Raw genomic sequence first — 10,343 nt, 5'->3', positions numbered from 1 at the left:
AGTCCTTGTTCAAGATTGCTTTCTTGGTAGAGGCTTTTTGTTCATCCGTTGTTTTGGCTGTGTGGTCATATTTTTGACGGTCCAAGTTGAATCCAAGGTAGTAGGATGTTCCCAATTGCAAACCGTAGACAATGTTGTCGCCAAAGTTTTTCTTGACACTCTTGTAAGTCGAGCTGTTTGGCATAACAGAGGCAAAGGAATATTGACCTTTTTCAAAGTTCTTAATGATAGAATCAGGGTTTGATCCATCGTTAAAGGTTAATTTGACATTGTCGATATGAACATTTTTCGCATCGTAATAGTCTTTGTTCTTGACCAATTCAATCTCAGATTTTGAAGTCAATGATTTCAAGTAATAAGGACCATTGTATAAGATGCTGCTAGGTTTCAACGAACCAAAATCTTTTCCTTGAGATTTCAAGAAATCCGCATTGACTGGGAAAAGAACACCTGAGGTTGTTTTTGAGTTCCAGAAGCTTTCGGGACGAACCAAAGTATATTGGATGGTGTAGTCGTCTAAGGCTTTGACTCCAACGGTGTTAAAGTCTTTGGTTTCCCCTTTTACGTAGGCATCCAAACCTTTGATCGAATTTTGAATCAAGAAGAGACCTTCTGATTTAGACTCAACTGCGTGTTTGATCCCTGTAACAAAGTCTTGAGCCGTTACAGCACCATATTCCTCACCCTCACTCGTATACCATTTGGCATCCTTACGAAGTTTGTAAGTATAGGTTAATCCATCTTCAGAGACAGTCCAATCTTCTGCTAGACTTGGCACAAAGTTTCCGTATTGGTCATTTTCAAGAAGACCATCTACAAGGTTACTTGTGACATCTGAAGTCGTTGTACGAGTTGCAGCGATGTAATCCAAGGTATTTGGATCTGCTGAATAGACGAATGAGTAAGTTGCTTGGTTGCTACTACCTCCGCTACACGCTGCTAAGAGAAAGGCACCTGCAACAGAAACTCCTGCAAGAGCTAACAGTTTTTTTGCTTTCATCACTATCTCCTTATGTTAGATTTTCTACCATTATACACTATTTCTTAAAAAAAACCAAATTTATTTTAAAAAAGTTCGTTATTTCTGAATGAATATAATAAGATATAAAGAAAAAGCATTTTGAAATCGATCTCAAAGAAGCCGGATAGGGGAGTCTAGGCACCTACCACCAGATCCAACAAAGAAATCACCTTTCAATCCTTTTAATAAATATTCGTTTCATCACAAAAAAGAACCTCTGCACTTTCGAGCAGAGGAACTGATTCCTAATCAAAATGATAGAGTTGTGGATACTGGTCACATTCAGGATTTTTAGGATGGCAGATGGCCCGTCCAAAGTAAATCATGGCTTGGTGAGCCGCCAGCCATTCGCTCTTTGGCAGAACATCCATGACCCGCTTTTCAACTTCCAATGGCGTCGCTGATTTCTTGACAATATCATGGTGCTTGCAGATCCGCTCCACATGGGTATCGACAGCAAAGGCTGGAATCCCAAATCCTACACTCATGACGACATTGGCTGTCTTGCGTCCTACTCCTGCTAGACTTTCTAACTCTTCACGAGTCTGAGGCACCTGCCCATCAAAGTTGTCTAGCAATTGTTGGGCACATTTTTTGAGAAATTTGGCCTTATTTCGATAGAGACCTAATTTAGAAATATGCTTGGCGATAGCTGCTTCACTGGCTGCTGCCATGGCTTGTGGGGTTGGAAAAGCCGCAAACAAACCTGGTGTCGCTTTATTAACAGCCGCATCAGTCGTCTGAGCAGAGAGCATGACTGCCACTAATAATTCAAAATGATTACGAAAATCCAGACTCGGTTTAGCATCTGGAAAAAGGGCGATAATTTCTTCAATCACATGACGTGCCCGTTTCTTTGATAAAACCATCATTTCTCCTTTACACTACTAGTCCTTATTATAGCATGAAAGCACCCTATTTCTGAAAGAATCAGCTTCAAAAAAAGAAGAGGGACAAAACGAATTGTAAAAAAATTCATCCAATCCCACTTCTATCTATTTTTTGTTTTACACCAATCTCTTTAAGAAGGTAATCAGGGTTTGAGCAGAGCGCTCACCAGCCTCTACGATAAATTCATCAAAAGAGAGATTGGCTGAGTGATCTGCCGTATCACTCATGGCCCGAATAACCATGAAGGGACGTCCAACTGCATGAGCGGCTTGGGCAATGGCTGCCCCTTCCATCTCAACTGCCAATACTTCTGGAAACTGCTCCCGAATCGCTGCAACTTTTTCTTCACTCGCGATAAAGCTATCTCCTGTTGTAATCAGGCCCACATGTGTGGTTGCAGCTTCTTCTTCCAGAACTTTTTTCATTTCTGATACGAAATAGCGACTGGATTCAAAGTAAAGCGGTTGACCTGCCATTTGACCATACTTGTAGCCAAAGGCTGTCACATCCACATCATGATAGGCCAGTTTGTCGGCAAGGACAATATCCCCAACAGCCATTCCCGGTGCGACTGCTCCTGCAGATCCGGTATTGATAATAGCTTCCACTTTGAAATCATTGGCTAGAACCGCTACACTCATGGCAGACATGACTTTCCCGATGCCACTTTCAACCAAAACGACTTCATGGCGACCAATCGATCCTGTATAGTAGACTTTTCCAAGACGCAGATGCTTTTCCCCATTTTCAAGGGCTTCAACCAAGATCTTCAACTCCTGGGGCATGGCTGCGATAATTCCAATTTTCATATCCATTCTCTCCTTGTGACGACCTTACAGACGCCAAATAGCAATGATCAAAACAATGAGGAGCACAATGATCCAGAACAAAATCTTATTGAGTTTGGATTGGACCACACTTTGTTTGCGCTCTTCAATGCGACGACTCTTGGTCACAGTGGGCTCCACTTGGATCTGCAAGGTATCCTGTGAATAGCTCTCCTGCGGGCGCTCCATACGGCTTTCTCTCATAGGACGTTCGTAGCCAAATCCCCTGTGGTCTGTCTGAATAATCTTCGTCTCTTCAGCATCGACCATTTTAGGACTCGAAATGTCCTCACCTCGCCTCGCTCGTTCAATCATTTCATCGGTTAATAAAGGTTTTCCCATTGGATCCTCCTCTATTTATTGATTAAGTCCCAGTATTGGATCGCCATGATGGTCTTGGCATCACAGATTTCGCCAGCTTGGATCAAGTCTTTAGCCTCCTTCAAGGTCACTTCTAGCAGCTCTAAGGTCTCATCTTCATCTTGTGGGCGTGGATGTTCCACTTTTTTCAAATTGGTTGCAGCATAGAGTTTGATCCGCTCGTTGCAAAATCCAATGGCAGAATAAAAATCATACAATAACTCTAGATCCGCTGTGTAGCCAATTTCTTCTTCCAATTCGCGTAGAGCAGCCGCTTGAGGATCCGCATTTTCACCCTTTTCCAACTTCCCTGCTGGGATCTCTACAGAAGTCCTCTCGATCGCCTTGCGGTACTGCTTGACCAAAATGGTCTTGCCCTCCTCTGTGATCGGTAAAACCGCTACTGCTCCATTATGAAAAATTAAATCACGCTGCGCTTGACCTTTTCCAGCGGGTAGTTCTACTTGATCAGTCACCACTTGGAAAATCGGTCCCTGATAAATTTCCTTGCGCTCAATGGTTTTTTCTTCAAATTGCATGAGATTCTCCTATTTATTTTTAGGATGGTGTGGCAAGCGAAGGGCATATTCTTCTTTATTCACTTGACGGCCACGGCCAATCGCAATCGCATCAGCTGGTACATCCTTGGTAATGGTTGATCCAGCACCGACTAAGGAATTGTCGCCTAATTCAACTGGCGCAATGATCGTCGAATTGGAACCAACAAAGACATTGTTGCCAATTGTTGTTTTAAACTTGTGTTGGCCATCGTAATTCACCGTGATAGTTCCAGCACCAAAGTTGACATTGCTACCAACTTCACAGTTTCCAATATAGGTCAGATGACCTGCTTTGGTATTTTCGCCAATAGACGAGCCTTTGACTTCGACGAAGTTTCCGATATGGACATCTTTGGCCAAGCTAGATCCTGGACGAATATGAGCATATGGTCCTACCGTTACGCCATCGGCTACCGTGCTCTCTTCAATCATAGAGTTAGTAATAACGGCTCCTGCCCCAATTTCACTGTCCACAATATAGGTTCCATTAGTTAAGACGGTTTCAGCCCCAATTTTTGTGTGACCTTTTAGGGTAACATTGGCTTCGATTTGCACTTCTGGTGCGATCTCAACATCGACATCGATATAGGCCGCATCTGGATTGACAAAGCTCACCCCATTAACCATGTGGGCTTGGTTAATGCGACGACGCATGATGCCTTCTGCTGTTGCAAGGGCCACGCGGTCGTTAACCCCCAGGCTTTCATCAAAATCTTTGAGCGTATAGGCTCCAACTTTCTCTCCTGCTTCTCGGAAAATCCCGATCACATCTGTGATATAGTATTCACCTTGGGCATTGTTGGTATTGATATTCTTCAAAGCTTCAAAAAGGCGCGCATTGTCAAAGACATAAGTCCCTGTATTGATTTCTTTGATTTGTTTTTCAAAATCTGTCGCATCTTTTTGCTCAACAATTCGAAGCACTTCCGCATTGTCATTACGAACAATCCGGCCATACCCAAATGGATTGGCTGCTTCGGCTGTCAAAATCGTTGCCACATTCTTGTGGTTGATATGGAAGTCAATCAAGTGTTTGAGACTGTCACCCGTAATCAAAGGAGTGTCTCCTGCAATGACGAGGGTATGCCCTTCAAGACCTTTCAAGACTGGCTCTGCCATCATTACCGCATGACCAGTTCCCAATTGTTCGATTTGTTTGACAAACTCTGTTTGTCCAGCTAATACTTGCTCCACCAATTCCGCCTTGTGGCCCACAACCGTTACAGTCTTCTCAGGTGAGATGGCTCCAACACTACGGAAAACATGTTCCAACATAGAGATCCCAGCAACCTTGTGAAGAACCTTAGGCAGATCTGATTTCATACGGGTACCTTTCCCCGCTGCTAAAATAATGGCATAATTTGGCATAACATTTCTCTTTTCTGTACAATATCGCTTACATTATACCATTTTTTAGCCCTTTTGGAAAATAAGACCCAAACCAAAAAACTCTCCTATAAGGGAAGCTCGAATGTAGACAAACTATTTTTTAGTAAGATAAGTAACGTTACTCAACAAATAAGTAATAATAGTTTTAATTTTAAAAATTAATCAAAAATATACTAAAACTTTCCGCTGTGAGAAAAGTGCTTGAAATACGATCATTTCAAGCACTCGGGAGTTTTGAGACCTTAGGCTCAAAACTAAGTCATGGAACTTCGAGGAAGTTCGCTGACGTCCGTACTCACCTAAGGAAAGTTTTCAAATTAATTTTGTCTTCAATGTGACTCTCCTAAATGGAGAGCGTATCTATAATGGATAAATCTTGCGAAATTCTTCTAAAACCACCTTGCTATCAGGTGTAAAAGTTAGTCCCGCTTCTCCTAAACAGTCTGTGAAAAAGTCTTCATGAACCTGACGCCAATAAGCTAGAGATTTGTCTCCCTCACCTTCCTTGTAGGCATGGTCAGCTGAAACCTGTTTGAAAGGCTGAACAGAAACCTTTGTAACTTCAACAATGCAGACAGCCTGATCTTTACTGTCTAAAATGACATCAAAAGTCCCTTCTTGGGGAAGGGGTTCGTCCTCTAATGCGTAGAGGTCGTAAGCTGAGGCTGTTGCTGTTTTTTCGCCTTTAAAGACCAGTTCCGCTAAAAGGTCTGGTTCCGCTCCAAAAGCCCAGGCGTCTATCTCATCTCCGATAGAGGGGTTGATTTGCTTGTAGGCATTCCACATTTCTTGAGGTGTCATGGGTTCTCCTTTGTAATTTTTTACTTTCTTCTTTTATATGTTTAAGATGGTCTGGATGGTCAATTTCTAAATCAAAAATCTCTGGAATAGAGCTGTAATGGAGAATACATTCGATACCCATCTGATTCATTTTTTGTATGAAAGAAGTATTCAGATAGCCTGCTACAGCAAAATCAATCTTGTTCTTCCTTGCTTTATCCTGCATCTGTCTCAACATATCTAACATAATTGGACTTTCCATATCATGCCATTGACTGTTTCTCACAGTCGCAAAAATAAAAGAAGTTAAATCATTCATTCCAACTACAATCTTTGAAATACCAGTTTCCAGTATCCTGTCCAAGTCGAAATAAGCTGATGGTAATTCAATCATCGTGCCAACTTTCCCGGTAAAACCATACTGACGCAATACTGTAATAGCTTGTTTTAATTGTTCGGCATCATTGACAAAAGGAAAAATAACAGACAGATTGGGATTGGTTTGAAAAACTTCGGTAACAACATTTATCTCAGCCTGAAATTCATCTGGACACGCCAACAAACGCCTGATACCTCTGTATCCAAATAAGGGGTGGCGTTCGTCAAAATACTCTTTAGTCCCGTCTAGAATATTTGCTTCTGCATTTGTTAACTCTGAAAAGCGATACCAGACTTCTTCATCTGAGTACAAATGACAAATAGTGTCTAGATAATCTTTCACAAATTGCTGACAATTTGGTAATAGTATGTTTTGGTTTAGTTCTCTCAACAAGTATTCCCCACGAATCAAGCCGACGTGGTGCAATAAATGGGGATAAACTTTTTCAACAATTTTTTCGCCACTAAGACCTAGTTGATTTTGCATGTTCATTCACCTCGTCTTAAAAGATACAATATCAGATATCATTATATGATACTTTCCTCTAGTTCAAAAGCTTCATAAGGTTCAACTAACTCGTATCCTAAAAATTCTGCTACTTTTTTGGAAGCCTCGTTATGAGCATCCCAAAGTGGAAACATATCTCTATTTAAACTTTCTAGAATCATTGCAGCACCAAGCTTTTTAGCAAATCCATTTCCTTGTTCGTTTGGTCTAGTTGCAACTTCCACTTCAACTGCTCCATGGTAAACTAAACCTGAGGAAATCCCAGCAATCAGTTCATTATTTTTAAGAATAACAAAGCCAAATCCACCTTTTAAAGTAAAATCCTGGTAGGACTCAAAATCCCCCTGTAAATCTTGTGACCATTCTTCCTCAGAAAGATAGTTATAAATACGATTATCAATAGGTACAATATTGTAACCTTCCTCTAAATGAGTAACTATATCATTTAGAAATTCAACTTGAAAATTTGCCTTATCCTTAAAAGAATAGCGAGTAAAAGAAATTAACCCCACTTGCTGATGCAGAAAATCTTGCCACTTAGTGTCTTCTGAAATAATAATCTTATAATCTAAACCATATTGCCTAACAAAGTCTTCCCAAAATCTAGAATTTAATTTCCCTGCTAGATATAGAAAATTCCCAATATCATAAAAGCTCGTTGTCCTATCACTGTTTCGATAAACAGTTCCAATTTGAGATTTAAGACCATAGAGAACCATATATTTCTTCCATGTTTTAAATAGTTCCATTCTCCCTCTATTTTACCTTCAAATTTCTATAGCTTGTCATGTCCAATTCTGGAAATCCTCCTAACTCTGCCTTTACCTTTAATACTAAGGGTGAGGCATTTTCTTCGGTAATTTCTTCCCAATTCAACCAAATTGCCTTTGCTGAATCATTACTTCCATCAAGAACCTCATGTGGAAGGGATTTTTGAGAGCGTTCTAAATCAAGTACTACATCATAAAAGGCCATGATATGATGTACAGCAAAATCTTTCCCCTCTTCTTGAACCAGCACGTCATACATCCTAGGATTAGCGTATCTGCTAATCGTATAGCCCGTCTCTTCCAGAACTTCTCGCTTGAGGGTTTCAGTCAGCCCTTCTCCTAGTTCCTGGCTACCACCCGGTAGATCAAAACGATGCTGATAAGGGCCTCTTGTTTTTTCAATGCAGAGCAGTTTCCCCTCTTGAAGACAGACTCCATAGACGCCAAAGTGATTTTTGATTTCCATATTCTACTCTTTTCTAAAAGTCAAAGATTGTCAGCTCATCTTATCCCTTAAAAGGAAAGAGGCTATAGATTTCATGTTCCTTGATATACTTCTTCAGTATCTCCATATTCTCTTCAATTTTTGCCTGAATATTTGTCTCTTCACAAGTTGACTCAGTGATAAAGAGGTAAATTTTCAGTAGATCTGTTAAGAATAGCAGACGGCGTTCCATTTCCGATTCAGGACTTGAAGCTTGCTCGATTTTTACAAGCTTTTGCTCCAAGCTATCACCATTCAAAAATCTCTGATGAACTCTCCTTCTTATGTTTTGAGTGGATTCCTCTCCTTGTTCTAATGGGGATAAAAGGAGTTTTTTATAGACAAATACCTGATTTTCTGCCTCTCTTTCCAGATAGGCCAATAAAACCAGAGAGCTAGCAACAAAGGTCCAAGTGTTATAATTCCCTTCAAATGGAACTTGTATGATCCTATCTAATAATTTCTTAGCCATTTCCTCTTGACCATCCAGATAAAGTAAATAGGCCAGATGATTCAGCGATTCGAGATAGCTAGCTTGGGTTTTCTTATTCTTTTTGGGAACCTGGTTTAAATACGAGACGAACTCAGCATCATTTTCAATCTCTTCGATTAGTTCTTTCACTTTCATTTCTTTTCTCCTACCGGTTTCTTTCGTCAGGATATTGACCAGTAAATCCGCACTTTCACTCCGCCCTAATAAGTCGTTTTGACTATTTCTCCCGAACAAATATAGGTTTTAAAGAAGTTTTTAGGAATAGAGGCAATCTTAGGTGTAATGGATAAGCCATAGTTTGCAAAATCTAAAGCCAGCTTTTTAGAATCGATCGAATCATAATACTCAACATACAATCTGCATAAGTTCACTTTGGTGATAGAGAATTGTTCTAACAACCAATCCTTATCAAGATCCTTCTCGGGATCTATGCTCGAAAATACGGTAGGATACGACGCATACTGAGCAGTAAAATCGATGGCCTCTTGGACAGCTTTTTCCAATTCAGCTTGATCCGGCCCATTTTTATGATTGATAGAACCTAATCGAGTCCGTAAAGCACAATCCACTTCTTCTAACAGTCCCGACTCCAGAAAGAGGGGATGAAGGCAACATTCACAAAATAGGCACTACCATCTGATTTTCGTTGAAAATAGATGACTGTGTAAAAATCATGATCGACTTTATAATAGTTATGGGTTCGCTTTAGTCGCGAAAAGCCATTTTTTACGAAGAGTTCTTTGGCCTCTTTCATTTCTTTACCTCTCTTCTAACAGGATGTGGAGAGTTCCTCATTGCACTTTACTAGGAATCTAAATGGATATAGGTGATTCCTATAATTCCTTGCGATTGCATGGGTTATTGACGGTCTCCATCTATTCTACACAACTAGTCTAAGATCGTTCCTAGAATCATCTTGTTTTGCTCGGATAGCTGAAAGTTATCCATGAAATAGGGTAAAAAGTCATCAAGCAAGGGATGGCTAAGCCCGTCGATTGGGAGGCCTCTTTTCTGACGTTCTTTTAGTAAAACTAAGATTTCAATTGGGAAATATTGCCAAAGTAAGGTATTGAAATCTACTAAATGACTATCTCTGGTGTTCGCTAAATGATAATCACACATGGATAAAATTGTTTCTCTAAAAACATCATCATCCTCTGAAAAAATAGTTTCCATAACCTGTTTATAGGCATCATTCACATTCTGATAAGGATTCGTGTCCAAGGGTTGATATTTGGCATCACAAGCATTCTCCAGTAGGTTAGCAAGTCGAGCACCCTCACCATTTCCATAAAGAAAAACGACTAAAGGCAATAAACTCTTAGCTGAAAAGAGAATAATTTTTTTCCCTTTTTCAACTTGGGCTTCTTTAAAATAGGCTAATTTATCAATTAAAAACTCTACATAAGTATCATCCAAATAGGCAAGGGCAAATAAGATATTTAAACAAATATCTGTATCAAAGTTTGAGCCCCCTTTAGCCAAGTATTTAGCAGAAGCCATATCTGCCATTACAGAACAAAAACAGCCATTTAGCAAAGATTGATAGGTTTCAGATGTCTTGTTTTCAATGAACTCAGAAACCAAAGTATATGGTTGAATAGCATGAACCATCCGTACATGTTTATAGGAGTAGGTTTCTGTTTTCCCGTTTTCCTCCCAATTGATTTCAAGGCTTTTTTTGCCTGCTTTTAATGCTTCTAAAATTGCTTAGTAGTAAAAAGCTGTGCTTTTTCAAGATCAAAATCTCTCGCTTTTAGTACTTGATTTCTAATGGTTGTTAATTTTCTTTTTTGATTTGAAAGTGATTTATTCATATTGACCCCTAACATTTCATTACTTACACTTAAACTACCACTGTCTTTTGAAACACATTTCTTCC

At 39.9% G+C, this 10,343-nt stretch carries 14 protein-coding genes; all 14 read right to left on the bottom strand.

Annotated features, from left to right (window positions below; all coding sequences use genetic code 11):
- The coding region (locus tag HMPREF2893_RS00785; protein WP_261674162.1) for an ABC transporter substrate-binding protein at positions 1–1,000 on the bottom strand (1,000 nt) is incomplete at its 3' end.
- Positions 1,001–1,266: 266 nt separating this feature from the next.
- On the bottom strand, positions 1,267–1,890 hold the full coding sequence (nth, locus tag HMPREF2893_RS00780) for an endonuclease III (RefSeq protein WP_049506625.1): 624 nt from the start codon (positions 1,888–1,890) through the stop codon (positions 1,267–1,269).
- Positions 1,891–2,028: 138 nt separating this feature from the next.
- Positions 2,029–2,721 carry a 5'-methylthioadenosine/adenosylhomocysteine nucleosidase gene (locus tag HMPREF2893_RS00775; protein ID WP_070673982.1) on the bottom strand — a complete coding sequence of 231 codons (693 nt, stop codon included), beginning with the start codon at positions 2,719–2,721 and terminating at the stop codon, positions 2,029–2,031.
- 24 nt (positions 2,722–2,745) lie between these two features.
- Entirely contained in the window at positions 2,746–3,081 is a 336-nt protein-coding gene (gene macP / locus HMPREF2893_RS00770; protein ID WP_070673816.1) for a cell wall synthase accessory phosphoprotein MacP, read from the bottom strand.
- Positions 3,082–3,092: 11 nt separating this feature from the next.
- Positions 3,093–3,638 (bottom strand): NUDIX hydrolase, encoded by a 546-nt coding sequence (locus HMPREF2893_RS00765; RefSeq protein ID WP_070673815.1) that lies wholly within the window; start codon positions 3,636–3,638, stop codon positions 3,093–3,095.
- A 9-nt stretch (positions 3,639–3,647) separates the two neighbouring features.
- Positions 3,648–5,027 carry a bifunctional UDP-N-acetylglucosamine diphosphorylase/glucosamine-1-phosphate N-acetyltransferase GlmU gene (gene glmU, locus HMPREF2893_RS00760; protein WP_023917583.1) on the bottom strand — a complete coding sequence of 460 codons (1,380 nt, stop codon included), beginning with the start codon at positions 5,025–5,027 and terminating at the stop codon, positions 3,648–3,650.
- A 381-nt stretch (positions 5,028–5,408) separates the two neighbouring features.
- Positions 5,409–5,849, bottom strand: coding sequence for an ASCH domain-containing protein (locus HMPREF2893_RS00755; protein ID WP_070673814.1), 441 nt, complete (start codon positions 5,847–5,849; stop codon positions 5,409–5,411).
- Positions 5,791–6,693, bottom strand: coding sequence for a putative PEP-binding protein (locus HMPREF2893_RS00750; protein WP_023917579.1), 903 nt, complete (start codon positions 6,691–6,693; stop codon positions 5,791–5,793). The genes HMPREF2893_RS00755 and HMPREF2893_RS00750 overlap by 59 nt, the downstream gene beginning before the upstream one ends.
- Positions 6,694–6,734: 41 nt before the next feature.
- Complete coding sequence (locus HMPREF2893_RS00745) at positions 6,735–7,463, bottom strand: GNAT family N-acetyltransferase (protein WP_037599263.1); 729 nt, start codon at positions 7,461–7,463, stop codon at positions 6,735–6,737.
- Positions 7,464–7,470: 7 nt separating this feature from the next.
- Positions 7,471–7,950 (bottom strand): NUDIX hydrolase, encoded by a 480-nt coding sequence (locus HMPREF2893_RS00740; protein WP_070673813.1) that lies wholly within the window; start codon positions 7,948–7,950, stop codon positions 7,471–7,473.
- Positions 7,951–7,990: 40 nt separating this feature from the next.
- A complete protein-coding gene (locus HMPREF2893_RS00735; protein WP_049491603.1) occupies positions 7,991–8,596 on the bottom strand; it encodes a DUF6707 family protein in 606 nt (201 codons plus the stop codon).
- Positions 8,597–8,661: 65 nt separating this feature from the next.
- Positions 8,662–9,030, bottom strand: coding sequence for a hypothetical protein (locus HMPREF2893_RS00730; RefSeq protein ID WP_261674161.1), 369 nt, complete (start codon positions 9,028–9,030; stop codon positions 8,662–8,664).
- A 5-nt stretch (positions 9,031–9,035) separates the two neighbouring features.
- Complete coding sequence (locus HMPREF2893_RS11140) at positions 9,036–9,215, bottom strand: DUF4304 domain-containing protein (RefSeq protein WP_254727883.1); 180 nt, start codon at positions 9,213–9,215, stop codon at positions 9,036–9,038.
- Between the two features lie 134 nt (positions 9,216–9,349).
- The gene (locus tag HMPREF2893_RS00725; RefSeq protein ID WP_261674160.1) at positions 9,350–10,075 is read right to left on the bottom strand and encodes a hypothetical protein; all 726 of its coding nucleotides are present in this window, start codon (positions 10,073–10,075) and stop codon (positions 9,350–9,352) included.
- Positions 10,076–10,343 lie beyond the last annotated feature (268 nt).

This window comes from Streptococcus sp. HMSC072C09 (assembly GCF_001813105.1).
Taxonomy (GTDB): Bacteria; Bacillota; Bacilli; order Lactobacillales; family Streptococcaceae; genus Streptococcus.
Note: the sequence above shows the minus strand (reverse complement) of the source record. Positions and strands in the feature narration are given on the sequence as shown.

Excerpts from the sequence above, each read along its gene's own strand:
- nth (WP_049506625.1), bottom strand. The coding sequence starts at position 1,890 with ATGGTTTTATCAAAGAAACGGGCACGTCATGTGATTGAAGAAATTATC.
- HMPREF2893_RS00775 (WP_070673982.1), bottom strand. The coding sequence starts at position 2,721 with ATGAAAATTGGAATTATCGCAGCCATGCCCCAGGAGTTGAAGATCTTG.
- macP (WP_070673816.1), bottom strand. The coding sequence starts at position 3,081 with ATGGGAAAACCTTTATTAACCGATGAAATGATTGAACGAGCGAGGCGA.
- HMPREF2893_RS00765 (WP_070673815.1), bottom strand. The coding sequence starts at position 3,638 with ATGCAATTTGAAGAAAAAACCATTGAGCGCAAGGAAATTTATCAGGGA.
- glmU (WP_023917583.1), bottom strand. The coding sequence starts at position 5,027 with ATGCCAAATTATGCCATTATTTTAGCAGCGGGGAAAGGTACCCGTATG.
- HMPREF2893_RS00755 (WP_070673814.1), bottom strand. The coding sequence starts at position 5,849 with ATGACACCTCAAGAAATGTGGAATGCCTACAAGCAAATCAACCCCTCT.
- HMPREF2893_RS00750 (WP_023917579.1), bottom strand. The coding sequence starts at position 6,693 with ATGCAAAATCAACTAGGTCTTAGTGGCGAAAAAATTGTTGAAAAAGTT.
- HMPREF2893_RS00745 (WP_037599263.1), bottom strand. The coding sequence starts at position 7,463 with ATGGAACTATTTAAAACATGGAAGAAATATATGGTTCTCTATGGTCTT.
- HMPREF2893_RS00740 (WP_070673813.1), bottom strand. The coding sequence starts at position 7,950 with ATGGAAATCAAAAATCACTTTGGCGTCTATGGAGTCTGTCTTCAAGAG.
- HMPREF2893_RS00735 (WP_049491603.1), bottom strand. The coding sequence starts at position 8,596 with ATGAAAGTGAAAGAACTAATCGAAGAGATTGAAAATGATGCTGAGTTC.
- HMPREF2893_RS11140 (WP_254727883.1), bottom strand. The coding sequence starts at position 9,215 with ATGAAAGAGGCCAAAGAACTCTTCGTAAAAAATGGCTTTTCGCGACTA.
- HMPREF2893_RS00725 (WP_261674160.1), bottom strand. The coding sequence starts at position 10,075 with ATGGTTCATGCTATTCAACCATATACTTTGGTTTCTGAGTTCATTGAA.